General features: G+C 68.1%; 19 protein-coding genes. 9 read left to right on the top strand and 10 right to left on the bottom strand.

Annotated features, from left to right (window positions below; genetic code table 11):
- The 4 genes from NK1_RS01020 to NK1_RS01005 all read right to left on the bottom strand — a co-directional run bounded on the left by NK1_RS01020 (position 1) and on the right by NK1_RS01005 (position 3,280).
- Positions 1 to 1,098 carry an ADP-ribosylglycohydrolase family protein gene (locus tag NK1_RS01020; RefSeq protein ID WP_063006727.1) on the bottom strand — a complete coding sequence of 366 codons (1,098 nt, stop codon included), beginning with the start codon at positions 1,096 to 1,098 and terminating at the stop codon, positions 1 to 3.
- Between the two features lie 26 nt (positions 1,099 to 1,124).
- Entirely contained in the window at positions 1,125 to 1,703 is a 579-nt protein-coding gene (pth, locus tag NK1_RS01015; RefSeq protein WP_063006726.1) for an aminoacyl-tRNA hydrolase, read from the bottom strand.
- A 22-nt stretch (positions 1,704 to 1,725) separates the two neighbouring features.
- Entirely contained in the window at positions 1,726 to 2,334 is a 609-nt protein-coding gene (locus NK1_RS01010; protein ID WP_063006725.1) for a 50S ribosomal protein L25/general stress protein Ctc, read from the bottom strand.
- 283 nt (positions 2,335 to 2,617) lie between these two features.
- The gene (locus NK1_RS01005) at positions 2,618 to 3,280 is read right to left on the bottom strand and encodes a lysophospholipid acyltransferase family protein (RefSeq protein WP_063006724.1); all 663 of its coding nucleotides are present in this window, start codon (positions 3,278 to 3,280) and stop codon (positions 2,618 to 2,620) included.
- A gap of 129 nt (positions 3,281 to 3,409) precedes the next feature.
- Between NK1_RS01005 and NK1_RS01000 the strand changes: the two genes are divergently transcribed.
- A complete protein-coding gene (locus tag NK1_RS01000; protein WP_063006723.1) occupies positions 3,410 to 3,964 on the top strand; it encodes a TetR/AcrR family transcriptional regulator in 555 nt (184 codons plus the stop codon).
- Positions 3,965 to 4,080: 116 nt separating this feature from the next.
- Complete coding sequence (locus NK1_RS00995) at positions 4,081 to 5,700, top strand: peptide chain release factor 3 (RefSeq protein WP_036505182.1); 1,620 nt, start codon at positions 4,081 to 4,083, stop codon at positions 5,698 to 5,700.
- Between the two features lie 57 nt (positions 5,701 to 5,757).
- Here NK1_RS00995 and NK1_RS00990 read toward each other — a convergent pair whose 3' ends face one another.
- Both NK1_RS00990 and NK1_RS35510 read right to left on the bottom strand, forming a co-directional pair.
- Complete coding sequence (locus NK1_RS00990) at positions 5,758 to 6,318, bottom strand: nuclear transport factor 2 family protein (protein ID WP_063006722.1); 561 nt, start codon at positions 6,316 to 6,318, stop codon at positions 5,758 to 5,760.
- 90 nt (positions 6,319 to 6,408) lie between these two features.
- A complete protein-coding gene (locus NK1_RS35510) occupies positions 6,409 to 7,281 on the bottom strand; it encodes a DUF4393 domain-containing protein (protein ID WP_062995501.1) in 873 nt (290 codons plus the stop codon).
- 344 nt (positions 7,282 to 7,625) lie between these two features.
- On the opposite strand from NK1_RS35510, the gene NK1_RS00980 reads away from it, so the two are divergent.
- Together NK1_RS00980 and NK1_RS00975 are read left to right on the top strand one after the other, a co-directional pair.
- A complete protein-coding gene (locus NK1_RS00980) occupies positions 7,626 to 8,948 on the top strand; it encodes a DUF445 domain-containing protein (RefSeq protein ID WP_084460475.1) in 1,323 nt (440 codons plus the stop codon).
- Positions 8,945 to 9,880 carry an Abi-alpha family protein gene (locus tag NK1_RS00975; RefSeq protein ID WP_245660295.1) on the top strand — a complete coding sequence of 312 codons (936 nt, stop codon included), beginning with the start codon at positions 8,945 to 8,947 and terminating at the stop codon, positions 9,878 to 9,880. The genes NK1_RS00980 and NK1_RS00975 overlap by 4 nt, the downstream gene beginning before the upstream one ends.
- Before the next feature lie 22 nt (positions 9,881 to 9,902).
- On the opposite strand, the gene NK1_RS00970 is transcribed toward NK1_RS00975, so the two are convergent.
- A complete protein-coding gene (locus NK1_RS00970) occupies positions 9,903 to 11,705 on the bottom strand; it encodes an ABC-F family ATP-binding cassette domain-containing protein (RefSeq protein ID WP_063006721.1) in 1,803 nt (600 codons plus the stop codon).
- 448 nt (positions 11,706 to 12,153) lie between these two features.
- On the opposite strand from NK1_RS00970, the gene NK1_RS00965 reads away from it, so the two are divergent.
- Positions 12,154 to 13,107, top strand: a complete 954-nt coding sequence (locus NK1_RS00965; RefSeq protein ID WP_245660294.1) for an LLM class flavin-dependent oxidoreductase — start codon at positions 12,154 to 12,156, stop codon at positions 13,105 to 13,107.
- A 64-nt stretch (positions 13,108 to 13,171) separates the two neighbouring features.
- Here NK1_RS00965 and NK1_RS00960 read toward each other — a convergent pair whose 3' ends face one another.
- A complete protein-coding gene (locus NK1_RS00960) occupies positions 13,172 to 14,098 on the bottom strand; it encodes a 4-(cytidine 5'-diphospho)-2-C-methyl-D-erythritol kinase (RefSeq protein WP_063006720.1) in 927 nt (308 codons plus the stop codon).
- A gap of 284 nt (positions 14,099 to 14,382) precedes the next feature.
- Here NK1_RS00960 and NK1_RS00955 point away from each other — a divergent pair, with 284 nt between their 5' ends.
- From NK1_RS00955 to NK1_RS00940, 4 genes are all read left to right on the top strand, one after another.
- Positions 14,383 to 14,589 (top strand): heavy-metal-associated domain-containing protein, encoded by a 207-nt coding sequence (locus NK1_RS00955; protein ID WP_030515214.1) that lies wholly within the window; start codon positions 14,383 to 14,385, stop codon positions 14,587 to 14,589.
- Complete coding sequence (locus tag NK1_RS00950) at positions 14,590 to 15,468, top strand: DUF8832 domain-containing protein (RefSeq protein WP_063006719.1); 879 nt, start codon at positions 14,590 to 14,592, stop codon at positions 15,466 to 15,468.
- The gene (locus NK1_RS00945; RefSeq protein ID WP_063006718.1) at positions 15,465 to 17,702 is read left to right on the top strand and encodes a heavy metal translocating P-type ATPase; all 2,238 of its coding nucleotides are present in this window, start codon (positions 15,465 to 15,467) and stop codon (positions 17,700 to 17,702) included. Before NK1_RS00950 ends, NK1_RS00945 begins: the two co-directional genes overlap by 4 nt.
- 147 nt (positions 17,703 to 17,849) lie before the next feature.
- Entirely contained in the window at positions 17,850 to 18,239 is a 390-nt protein-coding gene (locus NK1_RS00940; RefSeq protein ID WP_063006717.1) for a hypothetical protein, read from the top strand.
- Between the two features lie 116 nt (positions 18,240 to 18,355).
- On the opposite strand, the gene NK1_RS00935 is transcribed toward NK1_RS00940, so the two are convergent.
- Together NK1_RS00935 and rsmA are read right to left on the bottom strand one after the other, a co-directional pair.
- Positions 18,356 to 18,769, bottom strand: coding sequence for a hypothetical protein (locus tag NK1_RS00935; protein ID WP_157104023.1), 414 nt, complete (start codon positions 18,767 to 18,769; stop codon positions 18,356 to 18,358).
- 263 nt (positions 18,770 to 19,032) lie between these two features.
- Positions 19,033 to 19,914: a 16S rRNA (adenine(1518)-N(6)/adenine(1519)-N(6))-dimethyltransferase RsmA gene (gene rsmA / locus NK1_RS00930; protein ID WP_063006716.1), complete on the bottom strand. Its 882-nt coding sequence runs from the start codon at positions 19,912 to 19,914 to the stop codon at positions 19,033 to 19,035.

The following is a 19,914-nucleotide window of genomic DNA, read 5'->3' as shown; positions in this document are numbered from 1 at the left end:
TTACTGCGGTACCCGATCTTCCGGCGCGTCCACCGGATAGCGGTCGCCGAGGGGGTTCCGGTCGCGGTACACGAAAGCGGCGACCAGATCGTCGGCGACGCGGGCCAGATCGTCGCGGCCCTCGACCGCACCGCACCAATCCAGCGGCAGCGCGTCGAGGCCGTGGCGGGCGCCGAGGATATTGCCGGCCACCGCACCGGTGGAATCGGAATCACCGGAGTGGTTGACCGACAACAGGAATGCGCGGCGCACATCCCCGGTCCGCTCGGCATCGAGCGCGCAGTAGACCCCGACGGCCAGACATTCCTCGGCCACCCAGCCCGCACCCACCTGTTCCACGCCCTCCGAGGTTCCGGCGCCCGCGTCGGCGGTGGCCACGGCCTTGCGCAGGGCGGCGGCGGTTTCCGCGCCACCGGCCACCACCTCGACCTGACTCGTGGTGTCCTGCACCGCCGTTCGCAGATCGGCGCCGTTCACGAGCCGGTCGATCAGGGCCGCGAACGCCCCGGCGGCCAGATATCCGGTGGGATGGCCGTGGGTGAGCTGGGCACACCGCGCCGACGCCTGGAAGGCGGCCTCGGGTCCGAGGGCGGCCAATCCGAACGGCGCGGACCGCATGACCGTGCCGCATCCCTTGGAATCCTCGTTCACCGGACCCGGGACGCCGAAGGGATGTGGTTCGCGATAACTCTGCGCCTGCCGGTTCAGCCCGCGCATACACGCGTTGCCCGGTGCGCGCACCGCGTACAGATAGGGCAGACTCGCCAGCCAGCCGTCGGGACGCGGGTCGGGCGCGTGTTCGCGTTGCGTCCGCAGCCAGCGCAGATAGGCGCGCCGCAGGACAGGCACCGGATCCGCCCCCGGCGCACACCGCAACAGCCCCTCGGCGGTGAACAACGTCATCTGGGTGTCGTCGGTGATCTGCCTGGGCGCGGATTCGTCTGCCGCCGGCGCGAATCCGGTGAGCCCGTCGGGACCGAACCGGTCCCGGATCTGTTCCAGTTTCAGGAATTCGATCGGCCAGCCCAGGGCATCACCGACCGCCCCGCCCAGCAGCGTGCCCCGATACCGATCGAAAATCGTCGTGTAGTCCTGCACGGCCACCGATCTTCGCAGAGGATCGCTCAGTGCAGTTGGTTCTGGGCGGTTTCCAGACCCACGCGCAGCAGCAACTCCACCGCGTCGGCGGTCTGTTCGACCAGCACCGGAACCTCTTTGCGTTCGGGCGCGGAGAACGGTTTGAGCACGAAATCGGCCGGATCCTGCCGGCCGGGCGGGCGGCCCACACCGAACCGCACCCGCAGATAGTCCTTGGTGGACAGGGCATTCGAGATCGAACGCAGCCCGTTGTGACCACCTTCACCGCCGCCGCGTTTGAGCCGGATGCTGCCGAACGGCAGATCCAGTTCGTCGTGCACGACGATGACCTCGGTGGGCGGGACCGAGAAGAACCGTGCCACCGCCGCGACCGGGCGGCCGGACAGGTTCATATAGGTACGCGGCTTGGCCAGCAGCACCTTGCGCCCGTCGAGCCGGGCCTCGACCAGGTCGGCGCCCGACTTCTTGTGCACGGTGAACCGGCCGCCGATGCGCTCGGCGAGCACATCGGCGACCAGGAAACCGGCATTGTGCCTGGTGCGCTCGTATTCGGGCCCGGGATTACCCAGCCCCACCACGAGCGCGGGGGCAGTAGATTCCGTCATCGAAATCCGTTGAACGACCGAATTATTCGGCGCTCTCGGCCTCGCCCTCGGCCTCGCCTTCAGCCTCGCCCTCGACGGCCTCGGCGGACGGAGCGACGATGATGTTGACGATCAGCTGTTCCGGGTCACCGGCCAGGGTGGTGCCCTTCGGCAGCTCGATCTCACCGGCGGTGATCTGGGTGCCGGCCTCGACGCCCTCGATCGAGATCTCGATGGACTCGGGCAGCTTCATGGCCTCGGCCTCGACCGACAGCACGGTGGTCTCCTGGGTGACCAGGGTGCCCGCTGCGGCATCGCCGGTCAGCGCGACCGGCACGTCGACGACGACCTTCTCGCCACGCTTGACGATCAGCAGGTCGGCGTGCTCGATGTAGCGGCGGATGGGGTGCACGACCACCGACTTGGTCATCGCGACCTGCTTCTTGCCGTCGATCTCCAGCTCCAGCACGGCGTTGGTGCCGTGCTCACGCAGGATCGCGGCGAAGGCCTGGGCGTTGACGGCCAGGTGCTTGGGCGCCTCGCCGTGGCCGTACAGGACGGCGGGAACATTGCCGTCGCGACGGGTGCGGCGCGCGGCGCCCTTGCCGAATTCGGTGCGGGTCTGAGCTGCGAGAACGCTGACGTCGGACATGACTGAAATACTCTCCTACGGCTTTCCGGGGCGGACGGTGTGCTGGCCAGGTACTGTCCTGAATTCGGACGGCCCTGGCGAAAGGGTCTGCTCGTCGGGCGATGACCGCACGACAACGGCCGGAAGCCGAGCCGCGTCGATCACGGTGTGCACTGGGTGCGACACCCTCGCCGAGACAACCTGAGAACAATAGCATGTAGCGGAAATCGCTTCCGCGCAGCACCCCGATGCGGTAATGCACACCGGACGGGCAAACTCCCACCCCCTCGGCTCCGGGCCCGGTTCAGGCGGATTCGGCGCGGAAGTGCGCCGCGTAGCAATCCACGTAGCGGCGGCCCGAACGCATCGCCAACTCCACCATGAGGTCGTCGGTCGCGGTGCGGACCGCGTCCCGATCCACCGGCAGGAAGGTGCGAGGCGCACCGAAGACGATGCGAACCTTGCCGAAACGCAGCAGCCGCCGCCCACGCCGATTCACCCGATCGGTGCCGCTCAGCGCCACCGGCACGACCGGTGCGCCGGTCTGCATCGCCACCCGGATCACCCCGGTGCGGCCGCGATAGACCCGGCCGTCCGGCGACCGGGTCCCTTCCGGGTGAATACCCCACACCCCGCCCGACTCCAGAATTCCGACCGCCGCGGCGAGCGCATCCGCCGAGGCGGAACCACCGGAGCGATCGACGCGCACCTGCCCGGTCGCCGTCATCACCCAGCGATTGATCCGCCCGCGCCATCCCGGCTCGTCGAAATACTGACTCTTGGCGAGAAAGGTGATCCGCCTCGGCAGCACGAGCGCCAGATAGAGGGAGTCGATCGCGGCCAGGTGATTCGCCGCGATGATCACCGGACCGTCCTTCGGAACGTGATGCAGCCCTTCGACTTTCGGCCGCCCCAGGATCCGCAGTACCGGTCCGAGCAGGACGAACTTCAAAAGCCAATACCACATACACCCTCCGTGGCCGGATCGTAGACACTGTCTACGCAAGCGTAGTAGACAATGTCTACGCACACAATGTCTATGCCGTCACGCTCGGTGAGGGCGACCACCGCGGCACCGCACGCGACAATATGCGGCATGGGTGTGGACGAACCGGTGCGGGAACGGCTGGTGAGTGCGGGTGTGGGCTTGCTGGAGGAGGTCGGAGCCGCGCAGCTCGGACTGCGGGCTATCGCGCGGGAGGCGGGGGTTTCGCACGGCGCGCCGCGGCGGTACTTCCCGACCCACAACGCACTGCTGGCCGCCGTCGCGGTACACGGATTCGCCGATCTGAGTGAGCGTTTCGCGGCACACGAGAGCGAGATCCCGCGGGTGCGGATCGACCGCATGGCCGGTGAATACATCGACTTCGCGGCACGGCGGCCGGAGATGTTCACGCTCATGTTCCGGCACGATCTGCTGCAGGGCTCCGGAGAGAACCTGCGCCGCAAGACGATTCCCATCTACCGGGCGTGGGCGGATCTGGTCGCCGGTTGTGTGCCCGATCGCGCCGAGGAACGGGCCTTCGGACTGTGGACGAATTTGCACGGAGTCGCCACGCTCGTGGCGAACCGGAGCGTGGAACTCATCGCGCCGGGCATCGACCTGGAGCGGCTCGTACTGCGGACCGTCGCCCGGCACCTGTCCGACTGAGCTCGCGCCCCGGCACACCCGCCTTGACCGGCGGCTTTCCCCTGCCCGGCGCGGGCCGGGCGGTGTCGTTCACGTATTCTGATGCTTTGCCCTGTCCCGTGAAGAGGAGCCGATCGGTGAATTCCCCCTCAGCCAGCACGACCACATCCGGGCGGGTGGCGCAGGAGGCGGAACGGCGGCGCACCTTCGCGGTGATCTCGCACCCGGACGCGGGTAAATCGACGCTGACCGAGGCCCTGGCCCTGCACGCGAAGATGATTTCCGAGGCCGGCGCCATTCACGGGAAATCCGGCCGGAAATCCACCGTTTCCGACTGGATGGAAATGGAGAAGGCGCGCGGTATTTCCGTCAGCTCGACGGCGCTGCAGTTCGAATACGGCGAGTGCGTGATCAATCTGGTCGACACGCCCGGCCACTCCGATTTCTCCGAGGACACCTACCGGGTGCTGACGGCCGTCGACGCCGCGGTCATGCTCATCGACGCCGCCAAGGGCCTGGAGCCGCAGACGCTCAAACTGTTCCAGGTGTGCCGCCACCGCGGCATCCCGGTGATCACCGTGATCAACAAGTGGGACCGTCCCGGACGGGCGCCGCTGGAACTGCTCGACGAGATCAGCGAGCGCATCGGCCTGACCCCCACGCCGCTGTTCCTGCCGGTCGGCATCGCGGGTGATTTCCGTGGGCTGCTGCGCCGCGGTCCCGAGGGTGCCGCCACCGAATACATCCACTTCACCCGGACCGCGGGTGGCGCGACCATCGCGCCGGAGGAGTCGTACACGCCCGACCAGGCCGCCGCCCGCGAAGGCGAGCCGTGGGAGACCGCGGCCGAGGAGAGCGAACTGCTCTCGGCCACCGGCCAGGACCACGATCAGGAACTGTTCCTCGCCGGGCAGACCTCGCCGGTCATCTACGCCTCGGCGATGCTGAACTTCGGCGTGCGGCAACTGCTCGACACGCTGGTGGCGCTGGCCCCGCCGCCCGGTTCCCGCGCCGACGTCGACGGCTCCCCGCGGGAACCGGCCGACCCGTTCAGCGCGGTCGTGTTCAAGGTGCAGGCGGGTATGGACGCCGCGCATCGCGACCGGCTGGCGTTCATGCGCATCGTCTCCGGGGAATTCGAACGCGGGATGGTCGTCACGCACGCTCAGACCGGACGCCCGTTCGCGACCAAATACGCGCTCACCGTCTTCGGCCGCGAGCGCGCCACCGTCGACACCGCCTATCCGGGCGATGTGGTCGGTCTGGTCAACGCGACCGCACTCGCTCCCGGCCACACCCTGTTCGTGGACAAGAAGGTGGAGTTCCCGCCGATTCCGTCCTTCGCGCCGGAACATTTCGCCACCCTGCGCGCGCGCAGCGCGGGCAAGTACAAGCAGTTCCGCAAGGCCATCGATCAACTCGACTCCGAGGGCGTGGTCCAGGTGCTGCGCAACGACCTGCGCGGCGACGCCTCCCCCGTCCTCGCGGCGGTCGGCCCGATGCAGTTCGAGGTGGTCACCGCCCGCATGCAGGCCGAATTCAACGTCGAAACGCAGCTGGACTTCCTGCCCTATCAGCTGGCCCGGCGTACCGACGCCGCCTCGTCGGCGGAGCTGGACCGCCAGCGCGGAGTCGAGGTCTTCACCCGCAGCGACGGCGTCATCCTGGCTCTGTTCAGCGACAAGTGGCGGCTGCAGTACATCGAGAAGGAAATGCCGGAACTGACGCTGGAACCGCTCGTCGCGACCGCGGACTGACGGGTCGACCGGAGGCGGCAGCGGAGCGTCACCACCTGACGGGTCGGCCGGGGACTGTTACCCGATCGCCTCGTCCGGTTCTTCCTCGGCCGGCCCGCCCGGAGTGTCCTCGATATTCGACACCACGGCCGGGATATCGGGCACCGAACCCGGCTCCCCGGTGATCACGCCCCACCGGCTGGCGGTCAGGCGCAGACTCGGCAGGTCCGACAGCGACAGCACCACCTCGTAGGTCCGCTCGTAGCCGGTGTGGGCGATGCGCCAATGGCCGTCGTCGCAGCGGACATACCGGTCGTTGTAGAACGCCGCCCCGCGCAGCAGCATGTTGTGACCGGGGATGAGCACGGTGTCGGCCAGGTACCAGGTGCCGGTCGCCGCATCGCCATCGATATCGATCTCGGGGTGGTCGCACCGATGTTCGGTGATGACGTGGGGCCCGAGGGTGTTGCGCATGAATGCCAGGAACGCATCACGCGACTCGAACTGCAGGTACTCGCTGTAGGTCGCCGTCGCCTCCGGGATCATCGTGTCGGCGAAGTCTTCCCACGATTTGGTGTCGAGGGCTCTCAGGTACCGGAACTTCAGCCGGCTGATCGCGGAGACGGCATCGGAATCCATACCCTCAACAATCCCACCGGATCCGGCGAATCTGCGCAGATCGGAAAATAGGTATCGGATCGCTACACACCGTTGACCGGCGGTAGCGGTTCAGGACCCGTTGATGGTGAAGCAGGTTTTGCAGAAGTCCTCGCCGAATTCGGTGAGGCGCAAGCTCTTTCGCACGATCTTGGGCACCCGGCCGGCCTGCTTGAGCGCCGATTCGACGATCGGCTGTACCTCGAGCACCATATAACGGCTCAGCACCACCGGATCGTCGGAGGTGGTCAGCAGACCGAGCCGGTTCAGATTGATCAGATACAGCCGCGACCGGTCCGGATACCGCACGCCGGCCTGCTCCGGAACCGAGGTCAGATCTCCGGCGACCAGCTCGGAACCGATCCCCAGCGGCCGGTTGGTGCGCACGTCGACCGAGGGCTGCGGCCCGTTGATGGCCATGAACCGCAGAATCCGCGCCTCGTCCGAGGACAGTTGATCGAGGATGCGGTCGTAGGCCGGGTGCACTTCCTCGGTGAAGTACACGTCGGCCGAGCGCGCGAGCAGATTGTCGCCACGGCGGCGCAGATCGACCAGGGTCGACGAGCGGACCAGCCCGCCGGCCGACGGGCCGGGCGCCTGGCCGTTGGTGGGGACGTAGCTGACGATCTCGCGCACCGAGCCCTCGGTGACGCCGAGGACACTGCGGGCGACGGACTGCAGTGCGGCTCCGGTGCGTTCGGCGATCTCGGTGGAGGATTCACCGTCGAGCGCGGCCTGGGCGATCTGCTTGGTGACCTCGAGGCCGGTGCCGACAGCCCATTGGCCGCCGCGGACCGCGGTCCCGGCAGCCAGGCCGGCAGCCCGGAAAACACCGCGGATCATGCGGGCTTCGTTGCTGATCTGCCGCTTCTCCACGTCCGAGCTGCGTTCCACAGCGCGGGAACCGGGTCGGACCACATCCTGTCCGGTCCTGTCGTCTGTCACGTCATTCTCCGAATATCGCCAGGTGAACGAGTCCGCTCACATATTCTTACCGCACCCCGACGGCCACCGGCCATGTTCGGCGGCTCTCGGCCATGAGCGCCGACACCCGCCCAGCGATAGCGGCATGAATGTGGTTCCGGTCATTCTTGCGGCTGCCGCTGTCCGGTGCGACATTCCGATCACGCGATGTGATCGAAGTCTCCGCCATACGCTACCGCGTACCAGCTTTCCAACCCGAATTGGACCCGTTTCCGGAATTCACAGTAAGGTTCGCCTGGCCGACGGGGTACGTTGTAGTGCCGGTGTGACGGCGGTCACCGGTAAGGGGTCGGCAGGAGGGTGTCGTGCTGGATAGTTTGCTGGGTTTTCACCCGACGATTTTGCTGGAACTGATCACGATCCCCCTCTTCACGGGTGTCATCGGCTATATCACCAACTGGACCGGCATCCTGATGCTGTTCAAGCCGCTACGCTTTCACGGGTTTCGGGTACCGGGTCTGAAATGGTTGTTCCCCTATCTTCCCAAGCGCATTCAGGTGCTGCCGTTGCTGCAGTACGACGGGCGCATGGGCTGGCAGGGAATCGTGCCCTCGCGCGCGGACAAGATGGCCTCTATCGCTGTCGACAAAGGGCTCTCGAAACTCGGTAGCGTCGCCGACTTCTATCGCGAACTCGAGCCCGACGAACTGGCGGCGCATCTGACCGATATGGCGCAGTCGCAGATCCGCGAGATCGTGGAGGATATCGCCCAGCGCGAACATCCGCAGCTCTGGTACAACCTGCCCGTACAGGTACGGGAGCTGGTGCACGAGCGGGTCCGTGAACAACTGCCCGAGATCCTCAAGGAACTGACCGACGAACTCGGGTCCAACATCGAACAACTGCTCGATGTCAAACAGATGGTGATTCGCTATTTCCAATCACGGCCGCAGCTGCTCAACACGGTATTCCAGGTGCTGGGCGCCAAGGAGTTGCGGTTCATGCAGAACTTCGGCTTCTATTTCGGCGCGCCGATGGGTGTCGTACTTGTCGGCGTGTTGCATCTGACGCATTGGTCGCCGCTGGTGGTGCTGCCGATCGGCGGGGTGATCATCGGGTGGGTGGTCAACTGGATCGGGCTCAATATGATCTTCGAACCCGCCTATCCGAAGTGGTGGTGCCCGTGGCGGCAGGGTTTGCTGATCAAGCGGCAGCCCGAAATCACCGAGGGTTACGCCGAATTGGTGGCCACCCAGATCATCACCATCGCCAACGTCGGTGACGAACTGCTCAACGGCCCCCGCTCCGACCGCACCATGCAGGTCCTCGAGGACACTCTCCGCCCGGCCACCGACCGCGCGCTGGGTCCGATGCGCGGGGCATTCAAATTCATGATCGGCAGCCGCGACTACGCCACCTTGCAGACCCGTTTCGCCGACGAGGCCAAGTCGCTGGCGCCGGCGGCCTTCGCCGATCCGGGCTTCAACGCCCAGCAGAGCAAGCAGGTCAGTCGCTACATCGCCAAGCAGATGGCGGCGCTGAAGCCGCCGGACTTCGTCGACATGTTGCGCGCGGCGATCAAACAGGACGAGTGGCTTTTGTTCGTCCATGGCGGTGTGCTGGGGCTCATCGCCGGTTACGCTCATCTTCTGATCTTCGGAACGGAAGTAGCGAACGTATGGCTGTGAGCGGATCCGCACCGGAAACCGGTGACGGCGCCGAGTTTTCGATCGAGTACGCCGAGGTGGTCGCCGAGTCCGGCGACGCGGCGGCCGGCACCGGTACGACCGAGATCGAGACGGTCCTCCCGGAACCGGACGCCCGCACCACCGACCTCGTCGCACGCCGGTCGGCCGAATTGATGCTGCCCGAGGATGCCCGCCCCGGCTGGGCCGGTCCCGTCCGCACCACGACCGGTGTGGTGCGAGTGGCACTGTCCGCCGTCACCGAGGCCGCGGCCTGGAGCCTGGGCACCGCGGTCGGCGTGACGGCCACGGTGGTGCGCGGCAGCATGTCCGGGCAGCCGCCGCGGCATGTGCTCTCCGAGGCCGGCGAGCAGGTTCGCGACTCGTTGCGGCGCGCACTCGGCATCGACGCCACCTCCGGCGGCGCCCCCGCCCCGACGGCGCCGAGCCTGCGCGATCGCGGCGCCGAACTGCTGCGCCGCTCGGCCGATGTGCACTGCGAGGACAGCGACCATCCGGCCTTCGCGCGCATCCTCGCCGAACTGGCGCCCGACGAGGCCCGGATCCTGCGCTTCCTCTACCTCGACGGGCCGCAGCCGGCGCTCGACATCCGCACCGGGCGGCCGCTGAGTTCGGGCACCCAGCGCATCGAGGTCGGCATGTCGCTGATCGGCGAGACCGCGGCACTGCGCTTCGCCGACCGCGCGATCACCTACCTGACGAATCTGCGCCGCCTCGGACTCATCACCGTCGAGGGCGATCAGCTGGACAATCCGGTCCGCTATCAGCTGCTGGAATCGCAGCCGGAGGTGCGGCGGTTGCTCAAGCGCGGATTCGGCACCAAGGTCGCCTACCGCAGCATCGCGCTCACCTCGTTCGGCACGGATTTCACGTGTGCGTGCCTGCCGGTGCCGCCCCTGGGCCACGCCCTCTGAGAGCCCGCCCCCGGACCTACGCTCAGCCGACCTCTTCGGCGAGTTCGAGCCAGCGCATCTCGGTCGATTCCTTCTCGGCCTGCACCTGCTTCAGTTCCGCGCCGAGGCTCACCAGCTTCTCCGGATCGGTGGCGGCTTCGGCCAGCGCGGTGTGCAGGCGTTCCTCCCGCTCGGTGAGTTTCTCCAGCGTCCGCTCCAACCGGCCGAACTCCTTGCGTGCGGCGCGATAGGCAGCCGAATCCGTTGCGGGAGCAGATGTCTCGGGCTGAGCCGAGGTTCCGGAGGGACGCCGCGAAGTGTCGGCGAGCGCTGCGCGACGACGCAGATATTCCTCGATGCCGCCGGGCAGGTTGGTGAGTTTGCCGTCGCCGAACAGGGCCCAGGTGGAATCACTGATGCGCTCGATCAGATACCGGTCGTGGGAGATCACGACCAGAGTGCCGGGCCAGCCGTCGAGCAGATCCTCGAGTTGCTGCAGGGTGTCGATATCGAGGTCGTTGGTGGGCTCGTCGAGCAGCAGCACGTTCGGCTCACCCATCAGGATGCGGGTCAGCTGCAGACGGCGGCGCTCACCGCCGGACAGGTCACCGACCGGAGTGCGCTGTTTGGCCGGTGTGAACCCGAGCCGCTCGGCGAGCTGCCCGGCGCTGATCTCCTTGTCTCCCAGCATCGTTCGCTCGGCGACCTCGGCCACCGCTTCCAGCACCCGCATATTCGTGGGCAGATCGTCGAGTTCCTGCCGCAACCAGCCGATCCGGACGGTCTGGCCCTGAATTCGCTTACCTGCGGCCGGTTCCGCGTCACCGGCGAGAGCGCGCAACAGGGTGGTCTTGCCCGACCCGTTCACGCCCACCAAGCCGACACGCTCCCCCGGCGCCAACCGCCAGGTCAGATCGCGCACCAATTCGCGGCCGTCGGGAGTGGTGAGCGTGGCGTCCTCGAGTTCGATCACGACGCGGCCCAGGCGTTTCCGCGCGAAGGAGGCCAGCTGCACGGTGTCACGCGGCGGCGGCACATCGGCGATCAGCGCCTCGGCGGCCTCGACCCGGTAGCGGGGCTTCGAGGTGCGGGCCTGCGGGCCGCGACGCAGCCACGCCAATTCCTTGCGGGCCAGGTTGCGCCGGCGCGCCTCGGTGGCATCGGCTTGGCGGGCCCGTTCGGCGCGGGCGAAGATCCAGTCGTTGTAGCCGCCCTCGTAGCTTTCCACCTTGCCGCCGACCACTTCCCAGGTGCGAGTGGCGACGGTGTCGAGGAACCAGCGGTCGTGGGTGACCACCACGAGCGCGCTGCGGCGCGCGAGCAGATGTTCGGCCAGCCACTGCACGCCCTCGACGTCGAGGTGGTTGGTGGGCTCGTCGAGCACCAGCAGATCCAGTTCGCGCACCAGAGCGGCGGCCAGCGCGACGCGGCGGCGCTCGCCACCGGACAGATTCGCGACCGAGGCGTCCATTCCCAGGTCCGCGATGCCGATACCGTCGAGCACGCTGCGGATGCGCGGGTTGGCGGCCCACTCGTGTTCGGCGACACCGTCGGTGCGCGCGTCTTCGGCGAGCCCGGCCAGTACCACCTCCCCGACCGTGGCCCCTTCCGGCAGCACACCGCGCTGGGTCACCACCGCCATGCGCAGGCCGTTGATGCGGCTCACCCGCCCGCTGTCGGGCTGTTCGAGCCCGGTCAGCACCTCGAGCAGTGTGGTCTTACCCCCGCCGTTGAGACCGACGACCCCGATCCGCTCACCCTCCTGTACGCCGAGGGACACCGAGTCCAGCAGCGGGGTGATTCCGAAGCTCTTGTCGACCTGCTCCAGATTGATCAGATTCGCCAAGGGGTCAGTCCTCTCCGAGTATGGCGGGCCTTCGGGTGTGCCACGAGCTCGGCGCAGGTCCGGCCGCGTCGCGCGCGCCGGCTGCGCTTCCGCAGCGGCGGGACCACGCCCGTCGGCTTCACCCGTGAACATTACGGCACGAGGATGCGCCCTTCCGGCGCGGGTGAACCGGGCCGGAGCCCGCACTCCCCGAATACGCCGCCCTGACGGCGACCGCCGGTGGTGGGTTCCAGGGAGCTCGCGGGAGACGCCGGATCGCGGCGGACCGAACCGCAGCGGTACCGCGTGGCCCGACAGGGCTCGCGGTTGCGAAAAAGGTTGAGGCATAGGTAGTCTGCTTGCAATCCAGATGGGTTCTCCAGAAGTTTGGCCGTAGTGTGGGAGCCCCGCCTGATGAGGCGCGGAGTGGGCGGCGCTGATTTGTCGACCCCACATTCGAAGGATTCTCATGACCGACTCGTCATCTCCCATCGCCTCGTCGTCCGCTTCGACATCGCACGACCGCGCACCCAGCAATTCCGGGCTGCCGGACGCGATGCGCGCGGCCCACGGCGTCAAGGTCGGGATCGGGCTGCCGATCGCCGATCCACCATCACTCGTCGAATGGGCCGAGCGGGCCGAATCGGGCCCGTTCTCCACCCTCGGACTGCTCGACCGGCTGGTCTACGACAATCCGGAACCCCTTGTGACACTGGCCCTTCTGGCCGGCGCGACGCAGCGGATCCGATTGCAGACCGAAGTGCTCATCGCGCCGCTGCGCGAGACCGCGCTGCTCGCGAAACAAACCGCCACCCTCGACCGGCTCTCGGGCGGCCGGTTCACACTGGGTCTCGGTGTCGGCGGCCGCGCCGACGACCATGAAGCGTCCGGCACCGAATTGCGTACGCGCGGAAGGCGTTTGGACCAGCAGGTCGCGACGATGCGCAAGCTCTGGTCCGGTGAACCGTACAGCGAGAGCTGCGCCGCGATCGGCCCGCGACCGCAGACCCCCGGCGGCCCCGAGTTGCTGTTCGGCGGGTTCCAGACCGCCGCCCTGGAACGCGTCGCGCGCTGGGGCGGTGGCTTCCTCGCCGCCGCCGCACCCTCGTGGGCGCCGGGCCTGTTCGATACCGTGCACCGCTTCTGGCGCGAATACGATCGCCCGGGCGAACCTCGCATCGTCGCGCAGGTCAACGCCGCACTCGGCTCGGACACGGTGATCGACGAGGCACGCTCGGCCATGGCCGCCTACTACGAATTCAGCGGCCGCGCCGAGTTCATGGTCGAGGGCATGCTCACCACACCGGACCAGATCCGCACGGTCACAAAGCAATTCGCCGATCTCGGCGCCGACGAAGTGATCTTCTACTGCTACGGACGAGACCCGGAACAGGTCGACCGCCTCGCCGACGCTCTCGGCTGAACGCCGGCACGTCGACAAGGCCGGGCGGGCAACACGCACGCGTGCCGACCGGACAGAGGCGAACTCAGTGACGCCCGTCGGCCAACACCCGCGCACCCGGTACCGGCCCGGTCGCGACGCGGACGCTGCGGCACACACCCGCACCGGACAGTTCGGCCGATACCGCCACGGCATCGGCTTCGCTACCGCACAGGAAGGCGCAGGTGGGCCCCGAACCGGAGACGATTCCGGCGAGGGCGCCCGCCTCGACGCCGGCCCGCAGGGTGCGGCGCAGGGCCGGATTCAGCGACAGGGCGGCGGCTTGCAGATCGTTGCCGAGCAAGGGCGCGAGTTGGGTGGCGTCGCCGGAGGCCAAAGCCTGCAACAGTTCCTGCGGATCGCCGAGGCGCGGCGGTTCGCCGTTCTCGCGCAGCCGGTCCAGTTCGCCGAACACCTTCGGCGTCGACAACCCCTCCTTCGCCAGCGCCAGCACCCAATGAAAGGTGTTGCGCGACAACACCGGAAGCAGTTTCTCGCCACGGCCGCGCCCCAGTGCGGTGCCGCCGTGCAGGGCGAAGGGCACATCGCTGCCGAGTTCGGCCGCGACATCGGCCAATTCGTCGCGCGACATCTCCAGACTCCACAACTCGTTGAGTCCGACCAGCGTCGCGGCGGCGTCCGCACTGCCGCCGGCCATTCCCCCGGCCACCGGAATACCCTTCTCGATCTCGATCTCCACCAGCGGAGCGCGGCCCGCCAGATGTCCGAGCCGGACCGCCGCCTGCCACACCAGGTTCGTGCGATCGGTCGGCACCTGCGCGGCACCCTCCCCGTGCACGCTCACGGCCAGCGATCCGGCCGGGGCGATCCGCACGTCGTCGGCGAGCGACAGTGCCTGGAAGACCGTGGTCAGTTCGTGGTATCCGTCGCTACGCAGGTCATCGACCCCTAGATGAAGGTTCACCTTGGAGGGGGCGCGCACAACCACGGAACTGGGTACTACAGACAGCACGGGGCTAGGTTATCCGTCCGCGCGGCAAACGGTCGGTTTGCCGCGCGACGCGGGCTCCCGCGGCTGGGAACTCGCCGATGCCGGGCGGCTGCCGCAGACCGGCGGCGCCGGACCAGCGGCCGATGACAGGCTCGCTACCAGGGCGGACAGATTTCGGCGGAGATGCGCATCACCGCGGCCGAATTTCCTCGCCCGCACCCTTGCATCAGGTACCCATGGGGGGTATGTTCAGACATGTCGCGGGATACCCCCGCACCGTATAAGAGCGAGCGAAGGAAGCGATCATGGCTACCAGCACCTACACCGTCACCGGGATGACCTGCGGCCACTGCGTGGCGTCGGTGCAGAAGGAGATCGGCAAGATCGACGGTGTCACCAGTGTCGACGTAGACCTCGCCTCCGGCCGCGTCCAGGTCGAATCCGCCGCACCGCTGACGGACGCCGAGGTCGTCGCCGCCGTCGACGAGGCGGGATATCAGGTGGCGAGCTGAATGAACGACAGACTGAAGTTCGCCGCCTTCGGCGGCGCACTGGTCGTGTTGTTCGGGGCCGCGCTCGGCATCGGCGCCCTGGTGGGCGATCCGGCCGAGCCGGCCCCCGGGCACGGCACCGGACTCCAGGCCACTCAGGAGGGTTACACCCTCTCCGACGTGGCCGCACCTACCGAACCTCGAACCCCCGGCACCCTCCGATTCCGCATCACCGGCCCCGACGGCGCACCGGTCACCCGGTACACCGATCTGCACGAGCGAGACCTGCATCTGATCGTGGTCCGCTCCGATGCCACCGAATATCGGCACGTGCACCCGGTCCGCGACGACACCGGTACCTGGTCGATCGATTGGCAGTGGGCCCAGCCGGGCACCTACCGCATCTTCGCCGATTCCCGGCCCGCCACCGCACCGGATGAACTGGTGCTCAGCCGCACCGTCACCGTGGCCGGCGCGACCGCCGATCGGCCGCTGCCGCCCGTATCCCGCACCACGGCCGTCGACGGCTACCAGGTCCGCATGGACGGCGATCTGTCGACCGGCGGCGGTGAGGTGGGATTCACCGTCACCCGCGACGGACGGCCGGTCACCGATCTGCAACCCTATCTGGGTGCCTACGGGCATCTGGTCGCACTGCGCGCGAACGATCTGTCCTACCTTCATGTTCATCCCGAAGGAGAGGCCGGCTCGACTCCCGCCGGGCCGCGGGTCGCCTTCCACGCCCAAGCGCCCAGCGCCGGCGCCTTCCGGCTCTACCTGGACTTCGCCCACGACGGCGCGGTGCACACGGCGGAATTCACGGCCGAGGCGGTAGCCGGACAGCAGAGCGGGCAACACGACAACGAGCACAACGGACAGCACGGAGGAGGTCACCAATGAGCGCGCCCACGACAGAGCGCTCCGTCGAGCTGGATATCGGTGGGATGACCTGCGCCTCCTGCGCCGCACGCATCGAGAAGAAGCTGAACCGGATCGAGGGTGTCACGGCCACGGTCAACTACGCCACCGAGAAGGCGAAGGTCAGCTTCCCGGAAACGGTGACGCCGGATCAGCTCATCGAACGTGTCGTCGACACCGGCTACACCGCCACCGTCCACGACACCCGGCCCGCGGAAACGGCTGCGGCCGAGGAGGTTTCGGCCGATTCACCGCTGCGGCAGCTGCGGAATCGACTGCTGGTCAGTCTCGCCCTGGCGCTTCCGGTCATCGCGCTGGCGATGATTCCGGCACTGCAATTCCGGAATTGGCAATGGCTTTCGCTGACGCTGGCCACGCCGGTCGTGTTCTGGGGCGGCGCGGCGTTCCATCGCGCCGCCTGGATCAACGCGCGGCATGCCACCGCCACCATGGACACCCTCATCTCGCTGGGCACCCTGGCGGCCTACTCGTGGTCGGTGTACGCGCTGTTCTTCGGCGATGCCGGAATGCCGGGAATGAAGCACGGCTTCAGTTTCGCGGTCGAACGCTCCGCCTCGGCGTCGAATATCTACTTCGAGGTCGCGGCCGGTGTGATCGTGTTCATCCTGGCCGGGCGGTATTTCGAGACCCGGGCCAAGGAACGCGCCGGTTCGGCGTTGCGGGCGCTGCTGGAACTCGGCGCCAAGGATGTGGCGGTGCTGCGCGACGGCGCCGAACATCGAATCCCGGTGTCGGAGTTGCGGGTCGGCGATCTGTTCCTGGTGCGTCCGGGTGAGAAGGTCGCCACCGACGGCGTGGTCACCGACGGCAATTCGGCGGTCGACATGAGCATGCTGACCGGCGAATCGGTGCCGGTCGAGGTCGGTCCGGGCGATCCCGTGATCGGCGCGACCGTCAACGCCGGCGGTGTGCTGACCGTGCGGGCCACCCGCATCGGCGCCGACACCCAGCTGGCCCAGATGGCCGCACTGGTAGAGGACGCGCAGAACGGCAAAGCGCCCGTGCAGCGGCTCGCCGACCGGGTCGCCGGGGTGTTCGTCCCGATCGTGATCGCGATTTCGGTTGTGACGCTGGGCTTCTGGCTCGGCAGCGGCGCCGCGGTGGCGGTGGCCTTCGGTGCGGCGGTCGCGGTGCTGATCATCGCCTGCCCGTGCGCGCTCGGCCTGGCCACGCCCACCGCACTGCTCGTCGGCACCGGCCGGGGCGCGCAACTCGGCATCCTGATCAAGGGTCCGCAGGTGCTGGAATCGACGCGACGCATCGACACCGTCGTGCTGGACAAGACCGGCACCGTCACCACCGGCACCATGTCGCTGACCGAGGTGATCCCCGCCGAAGGTCAGGATCGCGACGAGCTGCTGGCCGTGGCCGCGGCGGTGGAACATGGATCCGAACATCCGGTGGCCCGGGCCGTGGTGCGCGGCGCCGCCGAGCAGGGTCTGGCCGAGGAGCCGGTGCAGCAGTTCGTGAGCCACGGCGGTAAGGGCGTGCAGGGCCTGGTCGGTGAGCGCGCGGTCGTGATCGGCCGCACCGAACTGCTCGCGGACTGGTCGATCACGCTGCCGGAGTCGTTGGCGCAGGCCAAGTCCGAGGCCGAATCCGCCGGGCGCACCGCGATCGTGGTGGCGTGGGACGGGCAGGCGCGCGGCGTGCTGGTCATCGCCGATGCGATCAAGGCCTCGAGCGCCGAAGCCATCGCGGATATGCGGTCGCTCGGACTGACCCCGGTGCTGTTGACCGGTGACAATGCCGCCACCGCCCGCACGGTCGCGGACCAGGTCGGCATCGACGAGGTGATCGCCGAGGTGCTGCCCGCCGACAAGCTCGACGTGGTGAAGCGCCTACAGGATCAGGGCAAGGTCGTCGCGATGGTCGGCGACGGTGTCAACGACGCGGCCGCCCTCGCCCAGGCCGACCTGGGTCTGGCGATGGGCACCGGCACCGACGTGGCGATCGAGGCCGGCGACATCACCCTGGTCCGCGGCGATCTGCGGACCGTGGGCACGGCCATCCGGCTCTCCCGGGCCACCCTGCGCACCATCAAGGGCAATCTGTTCTGGGCCTTCGGCTACAACGTGGCGGCGATCCCGCTGGCCGCCGCCGGACTGCTCAACCCGATGCTCGCGGGTGCGGCCATGGCACTGTCGAGTGTGTTCGTGGTGAGCAACAGCCTGCGCCTGCGGCGCTTCCGCTGAACGAATCCGCCGAATGTCGGCGTCCGATCGGACGCCGACATTCGGCGTTCCCGCGCCGGTCCGCCATACTTTTTGTCCGAAGAGATGAATGCGCCGCCGCGTCGACCGGACACCCGACGCCGCGCACGAGGACAAGGCAGGGACCACATGAGCATCCTGTTCGGGATCGGTTTGGTGATCTGGTTCGTCAGCATCGCCGCGATGTTTCTCGCTCGCGCCCTCGACGACCTCAGACAGCAGGCCTTCCGAGCGAGCCTGGGCATGTGCGCGGTGGGGTCGCTCCTCCTCGCCATCGGCACGCCGTTCGTCAGCGGCAATTCGACAGGGAAGAACATCCTGGTCAGCGGTGGATTCGTCGTGATGACGACCCTGTGCGCCTACTCGGTGGTGATCATGCGCCACCGCCCCGCCACTCCCCCGATTCCCCTGCCGATCCCGTTCACCCCGCCCACCGATACGCCGCTACCCGGGTCACAGGACTCGAAAGCCCGCGTCCCGGCCGCGGACTCCCGCCCCCACGATCCGAGTCGCATGTGACCAGCGACGAATCGCATCGGCGGAGTGGGACGCACTCGAGCAGCTTTGCACGAATAGTTCAGCCCAGCCGGCAAGGCGCCCAGTACGTTTCGCCGCGCGTGTGGCCGGCTTCCGAATCAGGGCAGAATGTTCGGCACGATTTGCGGCGCCTGTTCCGCCACAATGGTTCCCACCGCGACCCCGGCGTAGTACCCGGCGAAAGTCCCCGCGACCGCGCCGACCACACCACCCGCGACGGCACCCACCGGGGCGCCCACCACCGTAGGACTCGCGAGCGCGGCGCCGGCGGTACCGCCGACAACAGCTCCGGTCAGACCGCCCACCACCTGCCCCGCGGTCGCGCCGATGTATGTGGCGTTCTCGAGCGGACTCGCGATGGGAGCCGCCACCACCGGTGCGGTCTCGCCGACAGCCGTCGCGGACGCGGTCCCCGCCTCGCCGAGGGTCACCGCCGCGGGAAGTGCTACGGCAACCGGAAGTCCGCGTAGGAATGTGCTGCGCTTACTCACCGCGCGATGACGACCGGCCATGACATCCGCCCTTTCCGAGACTCGCTGTACTGCCGGACTTATCGTCGGCACGAGCGCGGTTACAACACGGATGTGAGCAGCCGCGCACGATCCGACGCACCGCTATGAATCACCGCCCGCTGCGCCCGGACGACCCCTTGATCTGAATCGCAGTTGAGGTTCTAGCGTCGGAAACGACAGTCGCGATTTATGCGGATTTTCCCCGATTCCGTCGAGTTTGCACGAAAAGTTCGGGGCGAACCACCGTCCGCCGCGCGTCAGGTTCACCCCTGCTCGGCGAGGTGGACGAATGCCGCGGTGTCGAGCGTTTCGCCGCGGGCAGTGGGGGCGATTCCCGCGGCGACCAAGCGGCGTTCCGCTTCGGCGGGGGATCCGGCCCAGCCTGCGAGCGCGGCGCGTAATGTCTTGCGGCGCTGGGCGAATGCGGCGTCTACCACGGCGAAGACCCGCTCGCGGTGGGCCGTGTCCAGCGACCATGGTGGTTCGGTGAATCGCTCGATGCGGACCAGTCCCGACTCCACCTGTGGGACGGGCCAGAACACCTGGCGGCCGACGGCTCCCGCGCGGCGGACGGCGCCGAAGAAACCGGCCTTCACGCTGGGGACGCCGTAGATGCGGGAGCCGGGTTCGGCGGAGAGGCGGTCGGCCACCTCGGCCTGCACCATCACCAAAGCCGTTCGGAGGCTGGGCAATTCGGCGAGCAGGTGCAGCAGCACGGGCACCGCTACGTTGTAGGGCAGGTTCGCCACCAGTGCCGTCGGCTCGCCCGGAATATCGGTGGCCGACACGCGCAGCGCATCGCCGGGAACCACGGTCAGCCGCCCGGCGAGCTCGGGAGCGCGGTCGGACACGGTTTCCGGAAGATGCTGCGCGAGAACCGGATCCAGCTCCACCGCGATCACCCGGTCCACGACGTCGAGCAGTGCCAGCGTCAGCGAACCGAGCCCGGGGCCGACCTCGAGCACCACGTCGTCGCGTCCGACGCCCGCCGTCGCGACGATTCGCCGCACGGTGTTCGCGTCGTGCACGAAGTTCTGTCCGAGCTGCTTGGTCGGGCGCACGCCGAACCGCTCCGCCAGCACCCGCACTTCGGCGGGGCCGAGCAGTTCGGCCAGGCCACGGGCTTCGCTCACAGGTTCGGACAC

The sequence above is a fragment of the Nocardia kruczakiae NBRC 101016 genome, from assembly GCF_001612965.1.
In the GTDB taxonomy this organism is placed as follows: Bacteria; Actinomycetota; Actinomycetes; order Mycobacteriales; family Mycobacteriaceae; genus Nocardia; species Nocardia kruczakiae.
This window is presented reverse-complemented; position numbering and strand designations above follow the sequence as displayed.